The sequence below is a fragment of the Cryobacterium lactosi genome, assembly GCF_004403945.1.
GTDB classification, from domain to species: Bacteria; Actinomycetota; Actinomycetes; order Actinomycetales; family Microbacteriaceae; genus Cryobacterium; species Cryobacterium lactosi.
On record NZ_SOHM01000012.1, the window covers coordinates 39,366 to 64,164 of the forward strand.

At 68.2% G+C, this 24,799-nt stretch carries 25 protein-coding genes; 4 read left to right on the forward strand and 21 right to left on the reverse strand.

Going from position 1 to position 24,799, the window contains the following annotated elements; translation table 11 throughout:
• Positions 1–77: 77 nt before the first annotated feature.
• The 4 genes from dprA to E3T61_RS06670 all read right to left on the reverse strand — a co-directional run bounded on the left by dprA (position 78) and on the right by E3T61_RS06670 (position 3,959).
• Entirely contained in the window at positions 78–1,397 is a 1,320-nt protein-coding gene (gene dprA, locus E3T61_RS06655) for a DNA-processing protein DprA (protein WP_134640112.1), read from the reverse strand.
• Positions 1,394–2,929: a YifB family Mg chelatase-like AAA ATPase gene (locus E3T61_RS06660; protein ID WP_134640113.1), complete on the reverse strand. Its 1,536-nt coding sequence runs from the start codon at positions 2,927–2,929 to the stop codon at positions 1,394–1,396. The genes dprA and E3T61_RS06660 overlap by 4 nt, the downstream gene beginning before the upstream one ends.
• On the reverse strand, positions 2,929–3,285 hold the full coding sequence (locus E3T61_RS06665) for a YraN family protein (RefSeq protein WP_134640114.1): 357 nt from the start codon (positions 3,283–3,285) through the stop codon (positions 2,929–2,931). Before E3T61_RS06665 ends, E3T61_RS06660 begins: the two co-directional genes overlap by 1 nt.
• Positions 3,286–3,434: 149 nt before the next feature.
• On the reverse strand, positions 3,435–3,959 hold the full coding sequence (locus E3T61_RS06670) for a DUF1269 domain-containing protein (RefSeq protein WP_134640115.1): 525 nt from the start codon (positions 3,957–3,959) through the stop codon (positions 3,435–3,437).
• Between the two features lie 117 nt (positions 3,960–4,076).
• Here E3T61_RS06670 and E3T61_RS06675 point away from each other — a divergent pair, with 117 nt between their 5' ends.
• The gene (locus E3T61_RS06675) at positions 4,077–4,520 is read left to right on the forward strand and encodes a nitroreductase/quinone reductase family protein (RefSeq protein WP_134640116.1); all 444 of its coding nucleotides are present in this window, start codon (positions 4,077–4,079) and stop codon (positions 4,518–4,520) included.
• A 29-nt stretch (positions 4,521–4,549) separates the two neighbouring features.
• On the opposite strand, the gene E3T61_RS06680 is transcribed toward E3T61_RS06675, so the two are convergent.
• The 11 genes from E3T61_RS06680 to rpsP all read right to left on the reverse strand — a co-directional run bounded on the left by E3T61_RS06680 (position 4,550) and on the right by rpsP (position 11,837).
• The gene (locus E3T61_RS06680; protein WP_134640117.1) at positions 4,550–5,710 is read right to left on the reverse strand and encodes a dipeptidase; all 1,161 of its coding nucleotides are present in this window, start codon (positions 5,708–5,710) and stop codon (positions 4,550–4,552) included.
• 37 nt (positions 5,711–5,747) lie between these two features.
• Positions 5,748–6,071, reverse strand: coding sequence for a DUF2469 family protein (locus E3T61_RS06685; RefSeq protein WP_130176401.1), 324 nt, complete (start codon positions 6,069–6,071; stop codon positions 5,748–5,750).
• Positions 6,072–6,096: 25 nt separating this feature from the next.
• Positions 6,097–6,741, reverse strand: coding sequence for a ribonuclease HII (locus tag E3T61_RS06690; RefSeq protein WP_134640245.1), 645 nt, complete (start codon positions 6,739–6,741; stop codon positions 6,097–6,099).
• A 34-nt stretch (positions 6,742–6,775) separates the two neighbouring features.
• Positions 6,776–7,522: a signal peptidase I gene (gene lepB, locus E3T61_RS06695; RefSeq protein WP_134640118.1), complete on the reverse strand. Its 747-nt coding sequence runs from the start codon at positions 7,520–7,522 to the stop codon at positions 6,776–6,778.
• A 110-nt stretch (positions 7,523–7,632) separates the two neighbouring features.
• Positions 7,633–7,977: a 50S ribosomal protein L19 gene (rplS, locus tag E3T61_RS06700; protein WP_130176403.1), complete on the reverse strand. Its 345-nt coding sequence runs from the start codon at positions 7,975–7,977 to the stop codon at positions 7,633–7,635.
• Between the two features lie 205 nt (positions 7,978–8,182).
• Positions 8,183–8,737, reverse strand: coding sequence for an MFS transporter (locus E3T61_RS06705; protein ID WP_134640119.1), 555 nt, complete (start codon positions 8,735–8,737; stop codon positions 8,183–8,185).
• A 10-nt stretch (positions 8,738–8,747) separates the two neighbouring features.
• On the reverse strand, positions 8,748–9,533 hold the full coding sequence (trmD, locus tag E3T61_RS06710; protein ID WP_134640120.1) for a tRNA (guanosine(37)-N1)-methyltransferase TrmD: 786 nt from the start codon (positions 9,531–9,533) through the stop codon (positions 8,748–8,750).
• 10 nt (positions 9,534–9,543) lie between these two features.
• Entirely contained in the window at positions 9,544–10,398 is an 855-nt protein-coding gene (locus E3T61_RS06715) for a formate/nitrite transporter family protein (RefSeq protein ID WP_134640121.1), read from the reverse strand.
• A 93-nt stretch (positions 10,399–10,491) separates the two neighbouring features.
• On the reverse strand, positions 10,492–11,160 hold the full coding sequence (gene rimM / locus E3T61_RS06720) for a ribosome maturation factor RimM (RefSeq protein ID WP_134640122.1): 669 nt from the start codon (positions 11,158–11,160) through the stop codon (positions 10,492–10,494).
• Positions 11,161–11,181: 21 nt separating this feature from the next.
• Complete coding sequence (locus E3T61_RS06725) at positions 11,182–11,418, reverse strand: RNA-binding protein (RefSeq protein ID WP_066596208.1); 237 nt, start codon at positions 11,416–11,418, stop codon at positions 11,182–11,184.
• Between the two features lie 2 nt (positions 11,419–11,420).
• Positions 11,421–11,837 (reverse strand): 30S ribosomal protein S16, encoded by a 417-nt coding sequence (gene rpsP, locus E3T61_RS06730; protein ID WP_130176408.1) that lies wholly within the window; start codon positions 11,835–11,837, stop codon positions 11,421–11,423.
• Positions 11,838–12,131: 294 nt separating this feature from the next.
• Here rpsP and E3T61_RS06735 point away from each other — a divergent pair, with 294 nt between their 5' ends.
• Positions 12,132–13,310: a glutamate--cysteine ligase gene (locus tag E3T61_RS06735; protein ID WP_241992431.1), complete on the forward strand. Its 1,179-nt coding sequence runs from the start codon at positions 12,132–12,134 to the stop codon at positions 13,308–13,310.
• 58 nt (positions 13,311–13,368) lie between these two features.
• Here the strand turns inward: E3T61_RS06735 and E3T61_RS06740 are convergent, their stop codons facing one another.
• From E3T61_RS06740 to E3T61_RS06750, 3 genes are all read right to left on the reverse strand, one after another.
• Positions 13,369–14,157, reverse strand: a complete 789-nt coding sequence (locus E3T61_RS06740) for an LLM class F420-dependent oxidoreductase (RefSeq protein ID WP_134640123.1) — start codon at positions 14,155–14,157, stop codon at positions 13,369–13,371.
• Between the two features lie 80 nt (positions 14,158–14,237).
• Positions 14,238–15,809 (reverse strand): signal recognition particle protein, encoded by a 1,572-nt coding sequence (gene ffh / locus E3T61_RS06745; protein ID WP_134640124.1) that lies wholly within the window; start codon positions 15,807–15,809, stop codon positions 14,238–14,240.
• A gap of 82 nt (positions 15,810–15,891) precedes the next feature.
• Complete coding sequence (locus E3T61_RS06750; protein WP_134640125.1) at positions 15,892–16,509, reverse strand: TetR family transcriptional regulator; 618 nt, start codon at positions 16,507–16,509, stop codon at positions 15,892–15,894.
• Between the two features lie 48 nt (positions 16,510–16,557).
• On the opposite strand from E3T61_RS06750, the gene E3T61_RS06755 reads away from it, so the two are divergent.
• Complete coding sequence (locus tag E3T61_RS06755) at positions 16,558–18,069, forward strand: MFS transporter (RefSeq protein ID WP_134640126.1); 1,512 nt, start codon at positions 16,558–16,560, stop codon at positions 18,067–18,069.
• Positions 18,070–18,172: 103 nt separating this feature from the next.
• Here the strand turns inward: E3T61_RS06755 and E3T61_RS06760 are convergent, their stop codons facing one another.
• Positions 18,173–18,679 carry a DUF2004 domain-containing protein gene (locus E3T61_RS06760; protein WP_134640127.1) on the reverse strand — a complete coding sequence of 169 codons (507 nt, stop codon included), beginning with the start codon at positions 18,677–18,679 and terminating at the stop codon, positions 18,173–18,175.
• Positions 18,680–18,687: 8 nt separating this feature from the next.
• On the reverse strand, positions 18,688–19,563 hold the full coding sequence (ftsY, locus tag E3T61_RS06765) for a signal recognition particle-docking protein FtsY (RefSeq protein ID WP_134640128.1): 876 nt from the start codon (positions 19,561–19,563) through the stop codon (positions 18,688–18,690).
• 117 nt (positions 19,564–19,680) lie between these two features.
• Between ftsY and E3T61_RS06770 the strand changes: the two genes are divergently transcribed.
• Entirely contained in the window at positions 19,681–21,078 is a 1,398-nt protein-coding gene (locus E3T61_RS06770; protein WP_166793164.1) for an FAD-binding oxidoreductase, read from the forward strand.
• Positions 21,079–21,087: 9 nt separating this feature from the next.
• Here E3T61_RS06770 and smc read toward each other — a convergent pair whose 3' ends face one another.
• Positions 21,088–24,693 (reverse strand): chromosome segregation protein SMC, encoded by a 3,606-nt coding sequence (gene smc / locus E3T61_RS06775; protein WP_134640130.1) that lies wholly within the window; start codon positions 24,691–24,693, stop codon positions 21,088–21,090.
• Positions 24,694–24,799: the final 106 nt, after the last annotated feature.

Genomic DNA, 24,799 nt, shown 5'->3' on the forward strand with positions numbered 1-24,799 from the left:
AACTGGTGCCGCTCTGGACAATTGCGGCCGGCGTGCCGGTAACAATTGTCCGCACGGGACGCAGTTGGGCCGGTGGCTCACGTCACCCGCACCCAGCCGGTGGCACGCTCCCGCACCGCCCCTTCGAGGTCAAGCGCCCCCAGGACTCCAAGCACCGCCGCGGTCGAGAGACCGGACCGCCTGGCGATGTCGGCGGGCACCCGCGGCGCCCGCACGCTGAGCGCGTCGAACACCCGCACCTGGTCACTCGTGCGCTCGCGTGGCCCCGCCCCACCGTCCCCGCCGACCGCGCCGGTCAGGTCGAGTTCCAGGTCGACGCCCACGCCGATGAGTTCGGCCATCTCGGCCGCCGTGGTGACGCAGATGGCGTCGTAGTCCCTGAGCAGCCGGTGGCAGCCGGCCGAGGTGGGCGACGTGACCGGTCCGGGCACGGCGCCCAGCGGGCGGCCCAGCGCCGCCGCGTGCCCGGCAGTGTTGAGCGATCCGGAGCGCCAGCCCGCTTCCAGCACGACGGTGGCACCGCTGGCGGCGGCGATCAGCCTGTTGCGTTGCAGGAATCTCCACTTGGTGGGCGGCGCACCGCAGGGCAATTCAGAGAGCACCGCGCCGGCCTCGACGATGCGGGTGAGCAGGGCGTCGTGCCCACTGGGGTAGAACCGGTCGACTCCCCCGGCCAGGAACGCGACTGTCGTGCCGTTGCTGGCCAACGCCGACCGGTGCGCCATTCCGTCGATGCCGTAGGCCGCGCCGGACACAATGGCCAGCCCTCGGTCGACGAGCCCGGCCGCGGCCTCCATCGCCACGTGTTCGCCGTACCCGGTCGCGGCGCGTGCACCGACCAGGGCGATGGAGTGGCCCAGCGCCGCTAGCGCCTCGGATCGGCCCCGCCACCACAGTGCCAGCGGGGCATGCCTATCCAGGTCGTTGACCGGAGCCGGCCAGAGCGGGTCGCTCGGCAGGAGCAGGGCCGTTCCGGTGCGCCGGGCCTGTTGGAGCGACCGGATCACCTCGGTCGAGGACAACCGCGGTCGCCACCGGGCTAGGGCCTGCTCCAGCTCCGGGCGGAGCCCGGCCGGGTCACCCGCCTCGTACGCGTCACCGGAGTCGGTGAGAGTGCCGGCCAGCCGGTCCGGCGGCCACGACTCGACCACCGAGCGGAGCGCCGCCGCCGCACCGAGCAGGTCCACCACCGCACCGGCCACCCCGTCCCCGGGTTCGGCGATGGTGGTCCACGCCGCCCGGGCAAAAGCCTCCCGTGGGTCGAGCTGCGTATCGGCGAGCTGGGCATCAGCGGGCCGCGCATCCGAGGGCTGCACCTCACCGGATGCTGCGACTGCCGGACGTACTCCCGCGATGAGCGAGGTCACCACCGCCTCGTCGAGTCCGAACAGTGTCATGATGCCATTCCCTTCCGCAGGTACAGTGCCTGCCCTACTTCGTCTGAACCGGGCCGGGCGACTCCCGCTAAATCCGCCACGGACCATGCCACCCGCAGTATCCGGTCGTACCCGCGCATGGTGATCCCACCGCGCTCAAGGGCCCGGTCGAGCATCGCCGTCACCGGGGCATCCAGGCGTCTCTCGGGGCTGCGCAACCAGGGTCCGGACACCTGCGAATTCAGCGTCCACGGTGTGCCGGCCAGACGCGTCGCGGCGGTTGCCCTGGCAGCAGCAACCCGGTGCCTGGCCACGTCGCTGGACAGCCGGCCGCCGTCGGCGGCGATGCGCAACTGCGCTGCGGTCACCCGGGTCACGGTGAGCTGGATGTCGATGCGGTCCAGCAGCGGGCCGGAGATCCGGGCGAGGTAGCGGCGCCGGGAGTTCGGCGGGCAGGTGCATTCCTGGTCACCGGTGCCGTATTGACCGCACGGGCAGGGGTTGGCAGCCAGCACAAGCTGGAATCTGGCCGGGAAATGGGCGACCGCGTTCGCCCGGTGGATGCTGATCCGGCCGGATTCGAGAGGCTGCCGCAGGGCGTCCAGCACGGCGGCCGCGAACTCCGGCGCCTCGTCGAGGAAAAGGACCCCGTGGGACGCGCGTGCCGCGGCACCGGGCCGGATCTGCCCGCTGCCGCCACCGACCATCGCGGCGGCGGTGATGGTGTGGTGCGGCGCCTCGAGCGGGGGCCGGGTGATCAGCGAGCGTCCCACCGGGCGGCCGCTCAGAGACCGCAGCGAGCTCACCTCGAGGGATTCGGCCGGGCCCAGATCGGGCAGCAGGCCGGGCAGGCGGGCGGCGAGCATGGTCTTGCCCGCCCCGGGAGGTCCGAGCATGAACAGGTGGTGGCCGCCGGCCGCGGCCACCTGGAGGGCGAGGATAGCCTCGTCGTTGCCGACCACGTCGATGAGGTCGAGGTTCTCGCCGGCCGGGTCGTCCTCGACCGGTGCGCACAGCACCTCCACCTCCTGGGGCTCCAACCGGGCGCCGTGCCAGATCAGGGCGTCGCGAAGCGACGCCACGCCCACCACCCGGATCCCCGGCACCAGGGCTGCTTCCTCGGCGTTGCCGGCCGGCACCATCACGGTGCGGTGGCCCAGCTGCGCCGCCGCGATCACCGCCGGCAGCATGCCGGGTGTCGGCCGCAGCCGCCCGTCCAGGGCAAGCTCGCCGATGTGCACGACAGCGCCCACCGACGCGGCGGGTACGACGTTGTCCGCGGCCAGGCAGGCCAGTGCGATGGCCAGGTCGAAGCCGGAACCGTGCTTGCGCAGGGCGGCGGGTGAGAGGTTCACGGTGAGCCTGTGGCCGTTCAGCGCACAACCGGAGTTCTTGGCCGCGGCGCGCACCCGTTCGGCGGCCTCGGCCAGGGCCGCATCCGGCAGCCCTATCAGCCTCATCCCCGGCAACTGGCTGGAGATGTCGGCCTCCACCTCGACAAGTGACCCGGCGAGGCCGATGAGCGCGACGGAGTGGGTGCGGGCCAGGCTCATCAGAACACGCCCTCGAGGTGTTCCACCACCGGCGGCAGGCCGGGACGGGCGATCACGGCGACGGCGTCGATTCGGATGCTCCGCGCCCTGGGCTCGAATTCCGCGCACCAGGCGCCTGCCAACCGACGCAGCCGGGCCAGCTTGGCCCCTGTGATGGCTTCGAAGGGATGCCCGTAACCGGTTCCGGACCGGGTCTTCACCTCGACGAAGACGATGTCGCCGTCCTTGGCCACGACCAGGTCGATCTCACCCTGCGGGCAGCGCCAGTTGCGCTCCACCACGGTGTAACCGGCCCCCACCAGGAACGCCGCGGCGCAGTCTTCGCCCAGCCTGCCCAATTCGTCTTTGCGTGCCACGAGCACCTCCGCGTCCAGCGTGCGGGGACCCGCTTCGGCCAGACGAACGGCCCCAGAGCCTGTGCACACATGCGAGAGCCCGCTCCCTGTGGAGGAGCGGGCTCTCGACGGCCGCCGGAGACGAGACCGTCTCGCTTAGATCGTCACGCTCAGACCGTGTCGGTGCGCTCCGCGGTCTGCATTTCCTTGGACGCCTGCGCGAGCTCCTTGTCGAGTTCCTTGGCGTCGACCTTGAGCTCCTTTTGAATGTGCTTCTGGGCGACGAGGCCGGCCTTGCGGAATTCCTCGTCAAGACGGTCTTTGCCCACAACGATGAGCGCGGCCTCTCCGGAATCGAGCATCTCGCCGAGCTCTTTGATGTCACCGCGGTCCAGGCTGCGCCAGAAGTGACCCACAACGCTGCCGGCCGCACCGCCGACGATCGCGCTACCGATGATGGCCGGCGGGAACAACAACCCGACGACGGCGCCGGCGGCGACACCGGTCCACCCGGCGTGCTTGCTGGTCTTGCGGTGCACCTGCACCGAGCCGTCGGCCTCCTTGGTGGCGACGGCGGCGTCGTACGTTCCGATCACCTTGCTGGAGTGGAGCTCACGCACAACCTCGAGGTCGGACTCGGCGGTTGCCGCGTTGGGGTACACACCGAGGTAGAGGAAGACGGATTCGTCGGACATGAAAAACTCCTTAGTTCATCTGGGGTACGGGATTCAGCACTGTCGCAGGGGACGGTATCCAGCCCCCGTCCGGGTGTCAACCGGCGGCGGCCGCGGGCGCGGTCGTAGGCTGATCCCATGACATCCGACCGCCTGAGAGACCTGTCGATGCGAGCCATGAATGCCGCGCACCGTTCGCTGCAGGTGCTCTCCCGCGGCCGGCTCGGTTGGAAGATCGGGCCGATGCCCGTTGTAGAGCTGCACACCGTCGGTAGGAAGACCGGCGAGCGGCGTTCCACGCTGCTCACCGCCCCCATCCACGAGCCGGACCGGGTGGTGCTGATCGCCTCCAAGGGCGGCGACGACCGCAACCCCTTCTGGTATCTCAACCTTCTCGCCCAGCCCGACGTGGAACTCACCGAGAACGGGCATACCCGTCTGATGCACGCCCGCACGGCGAGCGAAGAGGAGAAGGCGGCCATGTGGCCGGCGATCGTGCGTGCCTATTCGGGGTATGCCGGCTACCAGAAGAAGACCACCAGGGATATCCCGGTGGTCATCTGCGAGCCCCGCACACCCTGATCGGGCGCCGGCTCAGCAGCTCAGCCGGGTCAGCGGACCAGTCGGGTCAGCGCCGAGTCGTCGCCGCCGAATGCGGCATCCGTCGCCCGCAGCACGCGCAGCACATTGGCGCCGGCCAGGGCGGCCAGCTCGGCGGCACTCCAACCGCGCCTGGCCAGCTCAAGCAGCAGAGCCGGATAGCCGTCGACACCGTCGAGCTGTTCGGGGAACTCGTCGGTGCCGTCGAAATCACCGCCAAGTCCGATATGCCGGATGCCGGCCGCGTCACGCGCGTGCTCCACATGGTCGGCCACCTGCGCCAGGGTCACCCGGGGCGCTGGGGCGCTCTTGTCGCCGCCGAACCACTCGGCATACGCGGCCGAGACGAACTGCGGCACGAATGTCACCATCAACACACCACCGTTGTCTGCCAGGCGTGCGAGCACGTCGTCAGGCACGTTGCGCGGGTGGGCCGTCACGGCGTGGCAGGAACTGTGGCTGAAGATCACCGGGGCACTAGTGACGTCAAGCGCCGCGTGCGCCGTCGCCGCGGATACATGCGAGAGGTCCACGAGCATGCCCAACCGGTTGAGCTCCCGGATGTATTCCACACCGCGCGGGCTCAGGCCGTTGTGCACGGGTTCGTCGGTGCCGGAGTCGGCCCAGCTGGTGTTGTGCACGTGGGTGAGCGTGAGATAGCGCACCCCGAGCCTGGCCAGCATCCGCAACACGGCGGGTGAATCATTCAGCGAGTGCGCGCCCTCGGCGCCCAGCAGCGAGGCGATGCGACCACTCGCGCGGGCACCTTCCACCCCGGCGGCGCTCGTGGCGATCACGAAGGTCTCCGGGTACCGGGCGGCGAGCCGGTAGACCCAGTCCACCTGCTCAAGGGTGCCCTGCACGGCGTCGGCACCGACCAGGGTGTCCTCGACGTACACCGACCAGAACTGGCCGCCCACACGGCCGGCACGGAGCCGGGCGATATCGGTATCGGTGTCGAGATGTCCGTCCAGGCCCTCGACGGAATAGCCCCGGTTCTCCCGGCACTCCCAGGCCCAGTCGTTGTGGCCGTCGATCAAGGGGGCGAGGTCGAGGGCCGCCGCAACGGTGGCCTGGGCGGCATCGACCGGGTCAGGTGCGGCGCGGTGACGGGCCGCCGTGCCGGCGACAGCGGCGACAGCGGCGCGGGACGGGGTGTGGCGTGCGCTCATCCGCACACGCTAGCAGCCGGCGCACCCCTGGAACGGGTTACTCGTCGAGTGCGAGTTCCTTAGGCAGCTCGAACTCCTTCGAGGCCAGCTCCTCCACGTTGACGTCCTTGAACGTCAGCACCCGCACCGACTTCACAAAACGGTCGGAGCGGTAGACGTCCCAGACCCAGACATCCTTCATCGTCAATTCGAAGTAGAAGTCGTGTTCGGTGTCACGACGAACGAGTTCAACCTCGTTCGCGAGGTAGAAGCGGCGCTCGGTTTCAACAACGTACTGGAACTGCCCCACAACGTCTCGATACTCGCGGTATAGGGCCAACTCGACCTCGCGGTCGTAGTCCTCGAACTCTTCTTCTTCCATGGTGAGACAATCTTACGCGCACAAGCTAGGCCGGAGTTTTGAGCCAGCTCAACCGGTGGTGCTGGCTCGCGCCCAGTTCGCCGATCGCGCTCATGTGCGCGGCGCTGCCGTAGCCCTTGTTGCCCGTCCAGCCGTAGCCGGGGGTGGCGATGTCCGCGGCGATCATCAGCTTGTCGCGGTGCACTTTGGCGATCACGGATGCGGCCGAGACCGATGCGCAGTCCTGGTCGGCCTTGATGCGGGTCACGACCGACAGCGGGGTGCCCAGGGCCTTGTTCAACCAGTCGTCGTTGCCGTCCAGCAGCACCACCCCGCCGACGATGTCGACGCCGTCGGCGTGCAGCTGGGCCAGGGCGCGTTTGCCGGCCAGGCCGAGCGCAGCGATGATGCCGACAGCGTCGACCTCCTGCGCCGATGCCAGTCCGACCGCGCTGTGCTTCACCCAGGCAGCGGCGAGGGGCGCGAGCAGTTCGCGGCGTGGTTCGCTCAGGAGCTTCGAGTCGCGCAACCCTACCGGGAACGCGCCGACGTCTGCGGTCACCACGGCCACGCCAACGGCGACGGGACCGGCGAGGGCACCGCGGCCGACCTCGTCGCAGCCGATCACGCAGCTGGCGCCGGCGGCAAGCATCGCCAGCTCCACCTCGAGGGTGGGCTCGACGACGGCCATCATCATGGGCGAGGTCCGGTCAGGCCGACGAGGGTCACTTCTCGGCGTCCTCGACCCCGCGGAACACCTCGGGGTAGTCGCCCAACCAGCTCCACCGGTCCAGCGGCCAGCTGATCACGAGGGCGCGGCCCACCACGTTGTCCATCGGCACGAAGCCCTTGCCTGGGGTGTTCGGGTGGTAGCGGGAGTCGAGGGAGTCGTAGCGATTGTCTCCCATCACCCACAGGGAATTCTCGGGAACGACAACGTCGAACGCGTCCTTGGACACGTTGGTCTGCCCCTCGGGCAGCAGTGCGTACGGTTCGCTGAGCGGAATGTCGTTGACGCTCATTTGACCCAGAGTGTTGCAGCAGACCACGCGGTCTCCGGGGAGGCCGATGATCCGTTTGATCAGATGGTCATTGCTGTCCGGCGCGGACAGGCCCACCACGGACATGGTCCAGTCGAGGGCTGCGACGATCGGGTTCTGTTCGATGGGCGCCTGCGGCGGCAGCCATCCGCCCGGATCGCGGAAGACGACGACGTCACCGCGGGAGACGGGCACCAGGCCGGGCTCCAGCTGGTTGACGATGATGCGGTCGTTGACCAGCAGCGTGCTCTCCATCGACCCTGAGGGGATGTAGAACGAGCGCACGAGGAACGTCTTGATCAGGAACGAGATGAGCAGTGCCACCACGAAGATGATGAGAAGGTCGCGAATGAATATCGCGACGCCGCGTTTCTTCCGCGACGAATCTGGTTCCAGGCGATGCGATCGCGAGGGCAGAGTGTTGTCTGTCATTTAACCGCCTGAGCTCCTCGCCCAGTTTAGCGGGGAGGAGCTCAGGGGTAAATCCAGCGGGCTGCGAATACGCTCAGGGAGTTGCCCGAGCGCGCCGCGACTGGCGCTGCTTAGTCGCGCTTTTCCTTGATCTTGGCCTTCTTGCCGCGGAGCCCCCGCAGGTAGTACAGCTTCGCGCGACGCACGTCACCGCGGGTGACGACCTCGATGTGGTCGATCACCGGGGAGTGCACCGGGAAGGTACGCTCGACGCCGACCTGGAAGCTGACCTTACGGACGCAGAAGGTCTCGCGAACGCCTTCGCCGGAGCGGCCGATGACGACGCCCTGGTAGACCTGGACACGCGAACGCGCGCCTTCAACGATGTTGACGTGGACCTTGACGGTGTCGCCGGCGCGGAACTCCGGGATGTCTGAACGCAGCGATGCTGCGTCCACCTGGTCGAGAATATGCATGTTATTCGCTCTCTGTACCCGCCACAGGTCGAGGACGTTTTAGTGGCGCCCCGCCCCCTCACCGAGGGTGAGGTGGTGGCGACCAATTGAGTGTGTGCGTGCCGATAGAAATGCAGCTCCCCTGTGGCAGAGACATGCCGCGGCACAAACGCTTATTCTGCCACTAAACCAGGCCGCGCACCAAACCCCGGTGCCTTCGCCGGCGCTACCGGTCGGTCGGTTTCTCCTGGATGATGATGACGGAGGGGTCAGCGGGCGGATGCGCCGCGTCCTTGTCGGCTGCGTCCCGGCCCCCTGTGGAGCTGTCGGTCATCGGCTGGAAGGGGTTTTGGCCGGTCGGCACGGTGCCGAACCTGGCGGTTTCGTCGATGTAGACCAGGGCCTCGCGCACCCGTTTGCGGGCGGCATCGAAGAGCTCCCACAGTACGAACCAGAAGGCGCCGAGGCCGACGAGAACCACGAGCACCGACAGCCAGGGAGCCGTGACCGAGTACACCCCCATGAGCACGATGAGAACGTGCCAGAGGGTCAGCACTCCCACATCGGCCCAGGACACCGCTTTGGCGGCGCGTACCTCTCTGCGGGCGATGATGAGCAGGCTCACCACGAGCAGACCGAACCCGATGGCGACAGCGCCGAACGTGGCACCGAGAACCTGCCAGGCGGTGCTGCCGAAGATAGACGCGGCGACCATGAGCCAGAGCGGAAGCACGCCGACGGCTACGAACTGCCAGTAGTAGAAGACCCTGCGGAGAATCACAATCCCAAGGTTACTCGCGGGTGCGTCGCCGAGCCTTGGAGTTCGCTGGAGGCAGAAGCGCTGCGTCGGCGGCGTCGGCGGCGTCGCCCAGGTCGGGGCGCACCTTCCGGGTGCGTTCGATCTGCTGCTGCCGACGCCAGGTCGCGATGGCGCCGTGGTTGCCGCTGAGCAGCACCGGCGGCACCTCGAGGCCGCGCCAGCTGGCGGGCTTGGTGTAACTGGGGTATTCGAGCAGGCCGTCCTCGTGGGACTCCTCGACGAGGCTCTCCGGGTTGCCCACCACGCCGGGGATGAGCCGGCCGATGGCTTCGATCATGGCCATGACGGCCACCTCGCCGCCGTTGAGCACGTAGTCGCCGAGGCTGACCAGGCGCACCTGGCCGCGACCGGCGAAGTGGTCGACGACGCGCTGGTCGATGCCCTCGTAGCGTCCGCAGCCGAACACCAGGTGCGGCTCCTGGGCAAGATCGCGGGCCATCGCCTGGGTGAACTGCTCGCCCGCAGGCGACGGGAAGATCAGCACCGGGCCGCCGGAGGCATCCGGTGCGGCCGCATCCGTTTCAGGCGCGGCCGGCAGGATGCTGTCCAGTGCTTCCCCCCAGGGCTCCGGCTTCATCACCATGCCGGCGCCGCCACCGTATGGCGTGTCGTCGACCGTGTTGTGCCGGTCGTGGGTGAAGTCGCGCAGGTTGTGCACGGCGAGGTCGATCAGGCCGGACTGCCGGGCGCGGCCAAGAAGGGAGATGTCCAGCACACCGAAGAACTCCGGAAAAATACTGATGATGTCGATGCGCATAGGGGCAAGTCTACGAGTGGCTGGCGGCGAGCTCCGGCGTGGTCTCGGCGTCGGCGTCGTGCAGGGCGGCGGCGCGGTTGACCTTGTTGCGGTGGGAGAAGTACAGCGGCAAGGCGGTGAAAAGCACGGCGCCCAGGAAGTTGCCGATCAGGACGGGGCCGGTGTTCCACCCCCACCAGTCGCCGAAGCTGATGTCTGCGCCGAGCAGCATGCCGGCCGGGATGACGAACATGTTCACCACGGCGTGCTCCAGGCCCAGGCCGAAGAAGGTGAGCACGGGCAGCCACATGCCCAGGATCTTGCCCGACGCGGAGGTCGACGTGTAGAACATGATGGTGCCGAGCGCGACCATCCAGTTGCACAGCATGGCCTTGATGATGGCCACCAGGACGCCGCCGGCGCCGATGGCGGCGTAGGGCAGGACCTTGTGTTCGGCCATGTGGATGATCGCCTGGATCATCGGGTCGGTCGTGTCCGTGCCGAGGTACGTGATGACGCCCACGTAGAGCACGGCGTAGAGGCCCGCTCCGAAGATGTGCGCGGGGATGACGATGGCGAAGTTCTTCAGGCCCTTGGCGATGGTCGTGCGGCCCTCGAGGATCGCCAGCGGGATGAGCGCGAAGCTGCCGGTGACCAGCTCGAGGCCGAGCATCAGGATCACGCAGAACCCGACGGGGAACACCAGAGCGCCGACGATCGGCAGACCGGTCTGGGCCGCCGCGGTCAACGCGAGGGTCGTCGCCGCACCGAGGATCGCTCCAGAGAGCGTGCCGCGTAGGAACATCTGGCGGGCGGTGAGGTTGGTCTTGACGACTCCGGAGTGGACCAGTTGATCAATCAGCTGGTCCGGTTTCACGTAGGACATGCGACGGTACTCCTCTTCAACGGCCGCGATCTATACGAACGTGAAGTAGGTGTGGCGCGGCGCGCCTCTCCCCGTGAACTGGGTCAGCCGCAGCTATGCGTCCTGACCGTCTGGAGTCGGCGTCGCTGCCGGTTCTTCGGGGGTTTCGGGATCCGTTGCCTGGTCGTCGGCGTCGGCTTCAGCGGCATCGGGTTCGTCGGTGTCCGGTTCGTCCGGCAGCTCTTCGAGCAGCCCGGGCGGCGGGGTAATCGTGATGACGCCGGCCTTGATGTCCACCGAGGGCACGATCGCCTTGACGAAGGGAATCATCACCTCGCCGTTGGCGGTCTTCACAATGAGGAGGTCTTGGGCCGGCAGGTGTTCGAGGCGCGTGAGCGTGCCGATCTGCACTCCGTCGCGCACGACGGCGAGTCCCACCAGCTGGTGGTCGTACCAGGCGTCTTCTTCATCCGTCTGTTCGGCGGAGTCCTGGTCGATCCACAGGATGGCCTTGGCCAGGGTCTCCGCAGCCTCGCGGTCGGGGACACCCTTGAAGAACCCGACGGCGTGCTGGTTGTACCAGCGCAGCTCGACGAGTTCGATGGTCTTGCCGTGCCAGGGTGAGCTGGTCGGCACCTGGAGGGTGAACACGGCGCCCGGGACGAAACGTCGTCCCGGGTCGTCCGTGAACAGCTCCAGCTTGATGGCGCCCTTGAGGCCGTGGGCCTTGGTGAGGCGCCCCACCCGTAATTGGGTGCCTGGGGTCGTGCTGTCGAAACTCATGAGGGGCTAGTCCACGCCGCTTCAGAAGTCGGTGTCGACAACGTCGACCCGCACGCGCTTGCCATCGGCCAGAGCGGCCACGAGAGTGCGCAGCGCCTTGGCGGTGCGACCGGCGCGGCCGATCACCCGGCCGAGGTCCTCGGGGTTCACACGAACCTCGAGCACCTCGCCACGGGGTGAGTTCTGGGCTACAACGTGCACGTCGTCCGGGTGATCAACGATTCCCTTGACGAGGTGCTCAAGCGCGGGAGCGAGCAAAATTACGCCTTGTCCTCTTCGGTTGCCTCGGCGGCAACGTCTTCGGTCGGGGCCTTGGCTGCGGGCTTGTCGGCCTTGGGCTTCAGAACCGGCTTCTTCTTCTCGTCGGCGACGAAGGGGGCCTTCGGCTCCTTGATCTTGACGGTGGAGACGGCGTTCTTGTCACCCTTGAAGATGCCCCAGTCGCCGGTCAGCTTGAGGAGTGCCGCAACCTGCTCGGTCGGCTGGGCGCCGACGGAGAGCCAGTACTGGGCACGCTCGGACTTGACCTCGATGACCGAAGGCTCCTGCGTGGGGTGGTAGATACCGATCTCTTCGATGACACGACCATCGCGCTTGGTGCGCGAGTCGGCCACAACGATGCGGTAGTACGGCGCACGAATCTTGCCCATGCGCTTCAGACGGATTTTGACAGCCACAATTCTCCTGTGATTTAGATGTTTGGCGAACTGACAGCCGTGAGCGTGGGGGCACACTCGGCACAAGCTCAATAAGGTTCGTGTTACGCCGGATTAGAGGGTCGGGCGCAACGGAACTCGACTAATCATTGTGTCAGACATCGACCACTTTGTGATAATCGAACTCTGAGTTGTGCAGAAAACCCGAATCGATCCGTGCCGCCGTGTAGCGCGGCAGTCGGAATCCGGGTGGATTAGCTGTCAGGATTGGGCCAGATCGCCCCTACCGGGGCACACCGCACGAAGGGCACAACAGTGGGAAGCAGGGCCGGAACCGGAACCGCGGGAATCGAATTCGCTCGCTCCGAGCGTTCGACGGTCGGGATCGAGTGGGAGCTTGCCCTGGTAGACCGGGCCACCGGCGATCTGGTGTCGATTGCCGATGAGGTCCTGGACGCCCTGCGCGGACCTGATGGCTCCCCGCACCCGCACATCACCGGTGAACTCCTCCTGAACACCGTGGAGCTCGTCTCCGGGGTGCACCACACCGTGGCCGGCGCGGTCGCAGACGTGGCGGGCCAGGTCGCCGAGGTGCGTGCCATCACCGACCCGCGGGGGGTCGACCCGATCTGCAGCGGATCGCATCCGTTCGGTCAATGGTTCGACCAGCAGGTCACCGACAAACAGCGCTACCACAAGCTCATCGACCGCACCCAGTGGTGGGGGCGCAACATGATGATCTGGGGCATCCACGTGCACGTGGGTATCGAAGACCGCGACAAGGTCATTCCTATCTTGAACGGGCTGCTGAGCTTCGTGCCGCACCTGCAGGCGTTGAGCGCATCCAGCCCGTTCTGGGCCGGCGTGAACACGGGGTATGCGTCCAATCGTGCGCAGATGTTCCAGCAGCTGCCCACCGCCGGGTTGCCCTGGCGCCTCGAGGACTGGGCAGCGTGGGAGGCGTACGTCAACGACCTGACGGTGACGGGCATCATCGAGGATGCCAGCGAGGTGCGCTGGGACATCCGCCCGTCGCCACGCTGGGGCACGATCGAGGTCCGGGCCTGCGACGGGGTGTCCACGGTCCAGGAGCTCGGAGCGATCGCCGCCCTCATCCAGTGCCTGGTCGAGTGGATGTCGACGGAGATCGACGAGGGACGGCCGGTTCCCACCATGCAGCCGTGGTTCGTGCGCGAGAACAAGTGGCGGGCGGCCCGGTATGGCCTCGCGGCGGAGATCATCGTGAACTCCACCGGCACCGAACGAATGGTGACCGACGAAGTGCGTCGCCTGGTCGAGGTACTCTCCCCCACCGCCGAACGGCTGGGCTGCCTACCGGAGCTCATGCAGCTGAATCTGATCCTCGACCACGGCGCCAGCTACCAGCGCCAGCTGGCCGTCGCGGCCACGCACAACGGCCACCTCCCCGCCGTCGTCGCCGCCCTCAGCCGGGAACTCCGCGAGGGCCTGGCCCTCCCAACCCGCGAACTGTGAGCTAAGCACCTTAATCTCGCGATTTTGGGTGCTTTTCTCACAGTTCGCGGAGGGGGGGCTAGGCGTTTTTGGCGTCTCGCCAGGCGATCCAGTCTTCGACAGGAGCGAGGTCGTAGGCGGGGCCGGAGATGCCGATGGTGAAGAGGGTGGTGCCGAGTTCGTAGAGTTCGTCGGCCTCCTCGGTGGTCCTGCCGCGCAGTTCAGTGGAGATCTCGATCTCGGTGATGTCGCGACCCACGGTGTCGCACCAGGTACCCAGAACACCGAGCTTGTGCGCGAGCACCTCCGGGGTGGAGAACGAATGCCAGATGTCGGCGTGCTGCGCCACGATGCGCAGTGTCTTCTTCTCGCCGCCACCGCCGATCAGTACCGGGATGTCCCGCACGGGCGCGGGATTGAGCTTGGCCCAGCGTGCCTCGATGCGGGGCAGATCGGTGGCCAGGGCATCCAGCCGACTGCCGACAGTGCCGAACTCGTAGCCGTATTCGACGTAGTCGCGTTCGAACCAGCCCGAGCCGGTGCCGAAGATGAACCGCCCACCGCTGATGTGGTCGATGGTGCGCGCCATATCGGCCTGCAGGTCGGCGTTGCGGTAGCTGTTGCAGTTCACCAGGGCGCCCATTTCGATCACACTGGTCTGCTCGGCCCAGGCGGCCAGGAGAGTCCAGGACTCGAAATGCAGGCCCTCGGGGTCGCCGGAGAGCGGGTAGAAGTGGTCCCAGTTGAAGGCGATGTCCACGCCGAGGGCTTCGACGGCGGAGACGGTGTTACGGATCGACGTATAGTCGGCGTGCTGTGGTGCAATCTGGACGCCGAGGCGCACCGGGCGGGGTTGAGGAGTGGTCATTGCAGAATCCTAATCCCGGCCAGGCCCGGCTCGGCGCGCGCCACGAATGCCGGGCCGTACTAGTCGGGCCGGCTCTGGCGCTACCGGCCGAGCATCTTCTGCAGGGCCGCCATCTCCTCGGCGGAGGGCCCGTCGGCGCCCGTCTTGGCGCCGCCGCCCAGGCCGAAGCCCGAGCCGCCGCCAGCGACCGCGCCACCGACCTTCTCACCCGAGGCAATGGCGGCGTTCTCTGCGGCGCGCTTGGCCGGGTTGCCCGACTTCGAGCCCTTCTTCTTCTGCTGCACCTGGGGGCGCTTGCCGCCCATGCCGCCGGGGATCGGGCCCATGCCGGGGATGTTCGGCATGCCGCCCTTGGCTACGGTCTTCATCATCTTCGCGGCCTGTTCGAACCGCTGCACCAGCTGGTTGACCTCGGTCACGCTGGACCCGGAGCCCCGGGCGATGCGCAGGCGACGTGACCCGTTGAGCAGCTTCGGGGTGACCCGCTCCGCCTTGGTCATCGACTGGATGATGGCCTCGGTGCGCACAATCTCACGCTCGTCGAAGTTCTCCAGCTGCTGCTTCATGGCGCCGGCGCCGGGCAGCATGCCCATCATCTTCTTGATCGAGCCCATGTTGCGCAGCTGCTGCATCTGGCCGAGGAAGTCGTCGAGGGTGAAGGAATCGGTGGAGAACTTCTCCGCGATCTTGCGGGCCTCCTCCTCGTCGAAGGCACCCTGCGCCTGCTCGATCAGGGTGAGGATGTCACCGAGGTCGAGGATGCGGCTGGCCATCCGGTCGGGGTGGAACGGCTCGAAGTCGTCCAGGCCCTCGCCGGTGGACGCGAACATGATCGGGCGGCCCGTGATCGACGCCACGGACAGGGCGGCGCCACCGCGCGCGTCACCGTCGAGCTTGGAGAGCACCACACCGGTGAAGTCGACGCCGTCCTGGAAGGCGCGGGCGGTCGCCACGGCGTCCTGGCCGATCATGGCGTCGATGACGAAGAGCACCTCGTCGGGGTCGATCGCCTTGCGGATGTCCGCGGCCTGCTTCATCATCTCGGCGTCGACGCCGAGGCGTCCGGCGGTGTCGACGATGACCACGTCGTGCAGCTTCTGCTGGGCGAACTTCACGCCGTCGCGGGCGACCTTGACCGGGTTGCCGACACCGTTGCCGGGCTCCGGGGCGTAGACCGCGACGCCGGCCTGGGCCGCGACGACCTCGAGCTGTGTCACGGCGTTGGGCCGCTGCAGGTCGGCGGCGACGAGGATCGGCGTGTGGCCGTCCTTCGCGAGCCACTTGGCGAGCTTGCCGGCCAGGGTGGTCTTACCGGCGCCCTGGAGGCCCGCGAGCATGATGATGGTCGGCGGCTTCTTCGCGAACTCGAGGCGGCGCTGCTGGCCGCCGAGGATCTGGATGAGTTCCTCGTTGACGATCTGCACGACCTGCTGAGCCGGGTTCAGCGCCTTACTGACCTCATCGCCGAGGGCACGTTCGCGAACCTTGCCGGTGAAATCCTTGACCACCTCGAGCGCCACGTCGGCGTCGAGGAGTGCGCGACGGATCTCGCGGACGGTGCCGTCGACATCCGCGGCGCTGAGCTTGCCCTTGGTGCGGAGATTTTTAAACGTCTCGGCGAGGCGATCTGAGAGGTTTCCAAAAGTAGCCATTGTTGTACTAGTTTAACCGGATCCGGGCCGCGTCGGCTCACCCACGGCATTCCGGGGAGTTCGGCGCCCGATCCGGCACTGGTCAGGCCCCGGGGGCGACCAGGCGTTCCACGGCCCGCACCACACTGGCCCGCCGGGCGGCGAGCGCATCCGCGTCCGGCTTCCGGCCGGCGGCCAGGGCCGACGCCGGCTCGTGGATCCAACAGGAGACGATCCCGAAGACCAGGGCATTGAGGTGGTCAGGGTCCCAGGAGGGGTCGACGCTGCCGGCCGCCTGCAGCGCGATGACTCCGCGGAGCCGTTCGGCGTGGAACTCGTTGATGAGGTTCACGGGCGGGTTGATGACCTCCTGGCCCTCCAGATTGGCCCAGTCGATCATCCGCAGGTATTCCGGATGGGCGACCGCGTGGTCGTAGAGCGCGCCGGCGAATTCGGGCAGGGACTCCCCCGCGTTCTGCTGCACCGCGCTCGCGAACTCGATCAGGTTCAGCTCCAGGACCGCACTGAACAGCTCCGCCTTGTGCCGGTAATAGGCGTAGAGCCGCTCCTTACTGGCCGAGGCATTGCGGGCGATCCGGTCGATGCGGGCGCCGGCGAGGCCGTGGGCGGCGAATTCGACCCGGGCGGCCTCGAGGATGCGCTGGCGGGTCGGTTCCGGCTCCTTCGACGGCAGACCGGACGTTGATTCGTCGGTGTTCATGCCCCCAGTGTAGCAAAACGAACTAGTTCGTTTGGTAGAGTTCTCGGCATGTCACAATCGAGCGCGACCGGCGTTTCCCCGGTTTCCACCCCGTTATCACCCGACTCCTCTTACGACGCTCCGGCCCACCACCCCCGCCGGTGGTGGCTGCTGGCCATCGTCGCCCTGGCCCAACTCACCGTGGTGCTGGATGGCACCATCGTCAACATCGCCCTCCCCCACGCGCAGGGCGACCTCGGCATGAGCGACGGCGACCGCACCTGGGTCGTCACCCTGTACGCGCTGGTCTTCGGCGCGTTGCTTCTGCTCGGCGGCCGCATCGCCGATTACTGGGGCCGCAAGCGTTCCTTCATCGTGGGCATGGCCGGTTTCGCCGTCGCCTCCGCTCTGGGCGGCATGGCGCAGAGCACCGGGGAGCTCCTGGCGGCCCGCGGCCTGCAGGGCCTGTTCGCGGCCCTGCTGGCCCCGGCCTCGCTGGCGCTGCTCACCGTGAACTTCCCCGGCGGCAAGGACCGCATCAAGGCCTTCTCGGTCTACGGTGCGATCGCCGGTGGTGGTGCCGCCGTGGGCCTGGTGCTGGGCGGCGTGCTCACCGAATACGCCAGCTGGCGCTGGTGCCTCCTGGTGAACGTGCCGATCGCGATCGTGGCCATCGCCGCCGCCGTCCCGATCATCACGGAGAGCAAGGCGCACGGAAACACCCGGTACGACGTGCCCGGCGCCATCCTGGTGGCCCTGGGCCTCGGGTCGTTGGTCTTCGGTTTCGCGCAGGCCGAGAACGGCTGGTCCGCCTGGCAGGTACTCGTCTTCATCCCGCTGGGCGTCGTGTTGCTCGCCCTCTTCGTTCTGGTGGAGAGCCGGTCCAACCATCCGCTGCTGCCGCTGCGGATTCTGGCCGACAAGGTGCGCGGCGGCGCGTTCATCACCGGCACCCTGACCGGTGCCGCACTGCTGGGTGGGCTGCTGTTCCTCACTTTCCACCTGCAGATCGTGCTCGGCTTCTCGCCGCTGGAGTCCGGCCTGGCCTCGCTCCCGATGACCGCGATGATCATGGTGGGCGCCACGGTGCTCTCCAAGTTCCTCCCCAGGGTGGGCGTGCGCCTGCCGATGACCGTTGGTCCTGTTGTTGTGGCGGCCGGCCTGCTCTACCTCTCGCGCATCACCGTGGGCGGCAGCTACGCCGTCGAGGTGCTGCCCGGCCTGCTCCTAATGGGATTGGGGCTGGCGATGATCTTCGTGCCGCTGCAGAACGTGGCCCTGGCCGGCATCGACGCCCATGACGCCGGCGCGGCCAGTGCCGCCGTCACCGCCGTGCAGCAGATCGGCGGATCGATCGGCTCAGCGGTGTTCACCGTGCTGTACACGTCGGCCGTCGCGGCCTCCCTGGCCGGCGGCGACGGGACCCCGGTCGCTCAGCTGCAGGCGTTCGTCGACGGCTACCAGGCGGCGTTCTTCTGGGCTGCCGTCGGGGTGTTCCTGGCCGCACCGGTGTCCTACTTCATGGTGCGCCCGAAGGCTTCGGACCTGCTCGGCTCCGAACCGGCCATGCACCTGGGCTAGGCGAAACCCCCACAGGGGACCCAGAAAACCGACGAAGGCCCCCGGAGTGATCCGGGGGCCTTCGTCGTGCACCTTCGCCGTCAACGTGCGCCGGTGGCGAGTGTCAGCTGTCGGTGGCGATCACGATGGTGTCACCGTGCACGTCAAGGGTCACGACGAGCAGGGCATCCGTCTCGTGCGGGCTGATCGAGTAGTCCAGCACGGCGAAGTGCTGGTCATTGCCGACATGGTGCGGGTGGAATCCGATGCGCTGCAGCTGAATGGAGCGCAGGTAGTCGATCTGCTTGTCACCCGAATCCCAGATCAAGGCGTCTTCGAGTACCTCAGCGTCGAGTTCTTCGAACTGCGCGACGATGAACTGGCTGGTCACTGAGACCTCGGCGCTCAGGTCGGCCACGAGCGACTCCCGGGCCTGCGAGTCCAGGTCTTCCAGGGCGTTGATCATGGCGGCGACGATGTCGAGGGCCTCGGATGACACCGACTCCTCGTCGGGAGAGCTCACGTCGATCTCGACGTTCTGGTCGCCGAGCTCGGCCGTGTCGGACCAGTACACCTCGCCGCTGTCGTCGTCGCTGCCGAGAATTCCGAAGAAATCGTGTTCGATGGTCATGGGACGTCCTATCCGACGAGTTTTTGCGCGAAAACGTGCGGGGTGAAACCTGTGAGGTCGTTGATCCCCTCACCCTGCCCGACGAGTTTGATGGGGATTCCGGTCTTCTCCTGGACGGCGAGCACAAAACCGCCCTTAGCCGAGCCGTCGAGCTTGGTGAGCACGAGCCCGGTCACCCCGGCGTGCTCGATGAAAGCCTCCGCCTGGGCGAGGCCGTTCTGGCCCGTGGTCGCGTCGAGGACAAGAAGCACCTCGGAGATAGGCGTCTGCTTCTCGATCACCCGGCGAATCTTGGTGAGCTCGTCCATCAGGCCGCCCTTGGTCTGCAGCCGGCCGGCAGTGTCGATGATCACGATTTCAGTGCCCGTGTTGATGGCGCGTTCCACAGTCTGGAACGCGACGGAGGCCGGGTCCTGCCCCTGGGCCTGCGGCTTGACGATGTCGGCGCCCGCGCGTTCTGCCCAGGTCGCCAGCTGCTCCACCGCGGCGGCCCGGAAGGTGTCGGCAGCGCCGATCAGCACGCTGCGGTCATAGACCCGCAGGAACTTGGCGAACTTGCCGATGGTGGTGGTCTTACCGACCCCGTTCACGCCGACGACGAGCACCACGGCGGGCCTGGCGCTCAGGTTCAGGGTGGAGTCCAGCTTCGCCAGGCGTTCCTCGATGCCCTCGCGGAGCATCCGGTGCAGGTCCTTGGGGTCCGTGGTGTTGTACCTGGATACCTTGGCGCGGAGCTCGGCGACGATCGCATCGGTGATATCCGGTCCGAAGTCGGCCTGGATCAGCGAGTCCTCGAGGTCTTCCCAGGTGTCTGCGTCGATCGTCTTCTTCGCGAACACTCCGCGCAATGCGCCGGAGAGCGACCACGGGGTGCGTTCTGCCATGGGTCAAGGCTAGTCGGCGCGGACCGGCCGCGTGCACGCCGCGGGGTGGCGGGGAGTCCGGGGTGCTGGGTATCTTCACCGGTAACGCCGATGCCCTCCCCCTCGAAAGGACCTCTGATGTCTCCGCAGCCCACGAATGCCCTGGCCGGTCTGGATGCGCAACTGGAGGGAAGCGTGCTGCTGCCCGGCGCTGCCGGGTGGGACGACGCCCGGGCGGCCTGGAACCTCAGCGTCGACCAGCAGCCGCGCGCCATCGCGCGCCCAAGGTCGGTCAGGGACATCCGCCACATCATCGTTGCCGCCAGGGAGAGCGGCATCGGCGTGGCAGTTCAGCCGCGCGGACACGGGGCGAACGGGAGCCTGGCCGACACGATTCTGGTGCGCACCACCGCCTTCGACGAGGTGACGGTGAACGTGGTCGGCCGATTCGCCCGTGTCGGCGCCGGCGTGCCGTGGGGCACCCTGCTCAACCGGCTCGACGGCACGGGACTGGTCGCCCTGGCCGGATCGAATCCCGACGTGAGTGTGGCCGGGTACCTGCTTTCTGGCGGGCACTCCTGGTTCAGCCGGTGGAAGGGCCTTGCTGCACATTCGATCCGGGCCGTCGAAATGGTCGACGCCGGTGGGGTGCTGCGCCGGGTCACCCGGGAGAGCGATCCTGACCTGCTCTGGGCGCTCCGCGGCGCCGCCGGCCTGTTCGGCGTGGTGACCGTCCTGGAAATCGACCTGTTCTCCGCACCTGAGCTGTTCGGCGGCAAGCTGCTCTTCCCGGCCGAGTCCGCCGAGGTGGTCATCGGTGCCGCTCTCGACATCCTGCTGGATGCACCGCCAGAGCTGAGCCTGTTCTTGGGCCTGATCAATATGCCCGACATCCCGACGGTGCCGGAGCTGCTGCGCGGGCGCAGCTTCACCCAGGTCGACGCCGTCTACGTCGGTTCGGAAGCTGAGGGCCAGGCGCTGCTCGCCCCGCTGCGCACCATCGCACCCGTGATCGCCGACCTCACCCACGGATTCTCCATTGGTCAGCTCGGTGACGTGTCGGCTGAGCCCCAGGACCCCTCGGCGACCCTCGATTGGTCGACGGCCGTGACCGAGCTTGATGCCGCGACGATCGCCGAGCTTCTCGAAGCCTTCCGAACCGGGAGCTACGCGGGCCTGACCCTGCTGCAGATCCGGCCGCTCGGCGGGGTGATCGTCGATGCGGGCGTGGGTGCCGACGGCGTGGCCGGGCATCTCGACACGGCGTTCGTACTCTTCGCGGCGGCCATCCTGCCGCCCGGCGCGCCCGTCCCGGCCGATGACGTGCGCCATCTCCTCTTCCAGCCGCTGGAGGATACCCTGCAGGCCGTCGGGTCGCCCCGCACCGTTCCGTCACTGCTCTCGGCCGGGCAGGATCTCGGCGCCGCGCTGGCGCCGGAGGCCCTTGAGCGGCTCGGGGAGATCAAGCAGGCGATCGACCCGGAGAACCTGTTCCGCAGTAACCGTCCGCTCCCGTCGGCCTACCTGCTCCCCTGAGAGCTCCGGTCAGGACGCCCGCTCGTCGACCTCGGGGGCGCGAAGGGCCGCGGAGCCGTCGCCGCGCACGATGCGCTGCCCCACGACCGCGGACACGCCGTCCTGCCGCATGGAGACGCCGTAGAGGGCGTCGGCGATTTCCATGGTGCGCTTCTGATGGGTGATGACGATGAGCTGGCTGGTGGTGCGAAGGTCCTCGAAGATGGTCAGCAGCCGGCCGAGGTTGGCGTCGTCGAGCGCCGCCTCCACCTCGTCCATGATGTAGAACGGGCTGGGCCTGGCCTTGAAGATCGCGATGAGAAGGGCCACCGCCGCCAGCGAGCGTTCCCCGCCGGAGAGCAGGGAGAGCCGCTCGATCTTCTTCCCGGCCGGTTTCACCGAGACCTCGATGCCCGTGGTCAGCATGTCCGACGGGTCGGTGAGCTGGATGCTGCCGCTGCCGCCGGGGAACAGCACCGGGAAAACCTCTGCGAACGCGGCTTGGGTGTCGTCGAAGGCGCTGGCGAAGATAGTCCCCATCTTGTCGTCGATGTCGTCGATGATGGTGAGAAGGTCCGCGCGGGTGTTGGTGAGGTCGGTGAGCTGCTCGGTGAGGAAGGAGTGCCGCTGTTCGAGCGCCGCGAACTCCTCGAGGGCCAGGGGGTTGATGCGTCCCAGCCGCGCATATTTGCGTTCGGCGGCGGCCAGGCGTGCCTGCTGGGCGCCGCGGTCGAACGGGACCGACCGGCCGGAGCCGTCGTCCGAGCCGGAGTCGCGTAAGCCTTCAGCGTCTGAACCGTCTCCGACCGGCACCGGCTGATCGGGTCCGTACTCCGTCACAAGAACCTCTTCGACCAGACCCAACTCGCCGGCGGCGCGCTCCAGGAGCGCGGACAGCTGCAGCTTCTTCTCGTAGATCGCCAGCTCGAGCCCGTGCACGTTCTCGGTGACGGCTTGCAGGCGGGTGCGCAGATCGCTCTCGGCGCGGCGGAGCTGGTTGAGTTCCTGATTCTGGCTGGCTCGTTCGGCTTCGGCGGTGGCCAGCCGTTGCCGGGCTTCGGCGACGGCGCGCTCGATCGACCCGAGCACGGCGGGTAGGGCGTCGGCCACGGCGGATGCGGCGTCCACCTGGCGCCGGCGGATCACGGCACGGCGGGCGGCGGCATCGGCCTCGGCCCGGTCCGATTCGAGCTGCCGGGCCAGAGACGCCGCCCTGGCCTCCCCGCTCCGCACCCGTTCCTTGGCCGTGTCGACCTGCAGGCGCGCCTCGATCTCGGTTTCCCTGGCCGCTTCCAGCTCGGCATACAACCCGTCTCGGGCACTGACGTCGAGGATGGGGCGGGGCGCGGACCGCAGAGTGTCCAGCGCGGCCGTGCTTGTGGCCGCGGCCCGCTCGGCGTCGGCGACCCCCGCCGAAGCCAAATCGGCTGCGGCCGACAACCGGTCGAATTCAGCCGCCGCGGCGTCCACCTGCACGGTCAGGCGGCTGCGCAGGTCTGCGCGGGCGTTCTGCCGGCTGCTGTGCTCCCGCAGCGCGGTCTTGGCCGTCCGGGCCTGGTCCTTCGCCGTGGCCAGCAGGGCGCGTTGCTCGCCGAGGTCGCCGGAGACCTGCTCGAGCTGGGAGGTCACCTCGGCCAGCCGGTTCTCGGCGGCATCGCGTTCGGTGACGAGTTCGAGTTTGCTCGGCGCGGCTCCGGCGCCGCCCTGCACGGAGTGCACGGTGAGCACGTCTCCCGCCCTGGTGATGAGCTTGACCCTGCCGGCCGCTCCGGCCGCCAAGAGGGCGTCGGCGGCGGCAGCGGCGGCGGCGAGGTCGTCGACGATCACGGTGTCGGCGAGCAGGCCAAGCACCCCGGCCGGGGCGTCGACGACGCTGTGCGCGGCCCGGCTGCCGGCCAGTCCGGTCAGATCGAGCGGCGACACGCGCGCCGCATCGGCGGCCTGGGTGAGGAGCAGGTCGACCCGGCCGAGGCTCTCGAGGTCGGCGTGCGCCACGGCGGCGATGGCGGCCTCCCGGTCGGCGGCGACGACGGCGTTGGCCAAGGACCCCAGCGCGGCGGCGATCGCGCGCTCGAAGCCGGTCTGCACGGTCATCAGTTCGGCGACCAACCCGCCGATACCGGGCAGGTCGGCGTCGATCAGGGCGGACGACCCGTCCTTCTGGCCGAGGGCGAGGGACAGGGCGCCGGTTCGGGCGGCCAGGGCGTCACGCTCACGTTCGTTGCCGTGCAGGAGCTCGCGGAGCCGCTCGATCTCGGATTCCGCCTGGGCGACCAGGCCTTCGGCGCCCTCCACGACCTCGTCCAGGTCGATGCCGGTGTCCTCGGTATCGTCGGCATCGTCGAGTTCCGCGAGCCGGCCGCGGGCGTCGGTCAACCTGCCACGGGCGGAATCGAGGGCGCTCTCCTGGCGCAGCACTTCCCCGCGCACCGCGGCCAGGCGGGACGCCGCGGTGTCCGCCTGCCCGGCGAGGTGGGAGACCTGGAGGTCGTGCCTGGAGACGAGTGCGGATTGCGCGGCGATCTCCTCGTCCACGGCGTCGAGGTCGCGGCGCACGGTGGCCGTACTGCTCCGCGCGCGGGACCAGGCGTCCTCGGCGGCGAGGATGCCCGCCCGGAGCCGTTCGACCTCCGCGGCGGCTTCCTGTACCCGCTGCGGCGTGACCGAGGGGGTTCGCTCGGCCGGTTCGGCCTGCGTACCGAGGAGGGCGAGGCGCTGGTTGGCCAGGGTGTAGAGGCTGCGGAGGCGTTCCTGGGCGGATTCGAGACCGAAGGCGGTGCGCCTGGCGACGTCGACGGCGTCGCCGACCTGGGCGTCTTCGAGCCGGCGGACCCGCACCTGATTGTGGTCCAGCTGGTCCTGGATGACGATGCGCTCCGAGTGCCGTTCGCTCTCGGTCTGCCCGTGGGCGTCGAGGGCGGTGCGCAGGGAGACCACATCGTCGGCGAGCAGCCGGGCTCGGGCATCGCGCACGGTGGCGGCGATCTGCTGGGCTTCCCTGGCTACCTGCGCCTGCTGGCCGAGCGGTTTGAGCTGTCGGCGGATCTCGCCGGCCAGGTCGCTGAGCCTGGTGAGGTTGGTCTGCATCGCCTCGAGCTTGCGCACGGTCTTTTCCTTGCGGCGGCGGTGCTTGAGGATTCCGGCGGCTTCCTCGATGAAGCCGCGGCGTTCCTCCGGGCTGGCGCGCAGCACAGCGTCCAGCTGCCCCTGGCCGACGATGACGTGCATTTCCCGGCCGAGCCCGGAGTCGCTGAGCAACTCTTGCACGTCGAGCAACCGGCAGGTGCGGCCGTTGATGGCGTAGTCGCTGCCGCCGTTGCGGAACAGGGTGCGCGAGATGGTCACTTCGGCGTACTCGATCGGCAATGCTCCGTCGCTGTTGTCGATCGACAGGATCACCTCGGCCCGGCCCAGCGGCCCCCTGGTGGAGGTGCCGGCGAAGATGACGTCCTCCATCTTGCCGCCGCGGAGGGTTTTCACACCCTGCTCGCCCATCACCCAGGCCAGGGCATCGACCACATTGGACTTGCCGGAGCCGTTTGGACCCACGACGCAGGTGACGCCGGGTTCGAAGGCGAAGGTCGTCGATTGTGCGAAGGACTTGAAACCCTTGAGGGTGAGGCTCTTCAGGTACAACCCGGCCGTCCTTCCCTCAGTAGTGTCGTGATCAGTCCACGGTACCGGACGGCCCCTCGTTTACTGGGATCGGCCCGCCCGAGATCCACGAGAGCCTGTCGTTCTG

What these genes read in the sequence shown, in the direction of transcription:
- dprA (WP_134640112.1), bottom strand. Translation starts at nt 1,397, where the DNA reads ATGACACTGTTCGGACTCGACGAGGCGGTGGTGACCTCGCTCATCGCG.
- E3T61_RS06660 (WP_134640113.1), bottom strand. Translation starts at nt 2,929, where the DNA reads ATGAGCCTGGCCCGCACCCACTCCGTCGCGCTCATCGGCCTCGCCGGG.
- E3T61_RS06670 (WP_134640115.1), bottom strand. Translation starts at nt 3,959, where the DNA reads ATGTCCGACGAATCCGTCTTCCTCTACCTCGGTGTGTACCCCAACGCG.
- E3T61_RS06675 (WP_134640116.1), top strand. Translation starts at nt 4,077, where the DNA reads ATGACATCCGACCGCCTGAGAGACCTGTCGATGCGAGCCATGAATGCC.
- E3T61_RS06680 (WP_134640117.1), bottom strand. Translation starts at nt 5,710, where the DNA reads ATGAGCGCACGCCACACCCCGTCCCGCGCCGCTGTCGCCGCTGTCGCC.
- E3T61_RS06685 (WP_130176401.1), bottom strand. Translation starts at nt 6,071, where the DNA reads ATGGAAGAAGAAGAGTTCGAGGACTACGACCGCGAGGTCGAGTTGGCC.
- E3T61_RS06690 (WP_134640245.1), bottom strand. Translation starts at nt 6,741, where the DNA reads ATGGCCGTCGTCGAGCCCACCCTCGAGGTGGAGCTGGCGATGCTTGCC.
- lepB (WP_134640118.1), bottom strand. Translation starts at nt 7,522, where the DNA reads ATGACAGACAACACTCTGCCCTCGCGATCGCATCGCCTGGAACCAGAT.
- rplS (WP_130176403.1), bottom strand. Translation starts at nt 7,977, where the DNA reads ATGCATATTCTCGACCAGGTGGACGCAGCATCGCTGCGTTCAGACATC.
- trmD (WP_134640120.1), bottom strand. Translation starts at nt 9,533, where the DNA reads ATGCGCATCGACATCATCAGTATTTTTCCGGAGTTCTTCGGTGTGCTG.
- E3T61_RS06715 (WP_134640121.1), bottom strand. Translation starts at nt 10,398, where the DNA reads ATGTCCTACGTGAAACCGGACCAGCTGATTGATCAACTGGTCCACTCC.
- rimM (WP_134640122.1), bottom strand. Translation starts at nt 11,160, where the DNA reads ATGAGTTTCGACAGCACGACCCCAGGCACCCAATTACGGGTGGGGCGC.
- E3T61_RS06740 (WP_134640123.1), bottom strand. Translation starts at nt 14,157, where the DNA reads ATGACCACTCCTCAACCCCGCCCGGTGCGCCTCGGCGTCCAGATTGCA.
- ffh (WP_134640124.1), bottom strand. Translation starts at nt 15,809, where the DNA reads ATGGCTACTTTTGGAAACCTCTCAGATCGCCTCGCCGAGACGTTTAAA.
- E3T61_RS06750 (WP_134640125.1), bottom strand. Translation starts at nt 16,509, where the DNA reads ATGAACACCGACGAATCAACGTCCGGTCTGCCGTCGAAGGAGCCGGAA.
- E3T61_RS06755 (WP_134640126.1), top strand. Translation starts at nt 16,558, where the DNA reads ATGTCACAATCGAGCGCGACCGGCGTTTCCCCGGTTTCCACCCCGTTA.
- E3T61_RS06760 (WP_134640127.1), bottom strand. Translation starts at nt 18,679, where the DNA reads ATGACCATCGAACACGATTTCTTCGGAATTCTCGGCAGCGACGACGAC.
- ftsY (WP_134640128.1), bottom strand. Translation starts at nt 19,563, where the DNA reads ATGGCAGAACGCACCCCGTGGTCGCTCTCCGGCGCATTGCGCGGAGTG.
- E3T61_RS06770 (WP_166793164.1), top strand. Translation starts at nt 19,681, where the DNA reads ATGTCTCCGCAGCCCACGAATGCCCTGGCCGGTCTGGATGCGCAACTG.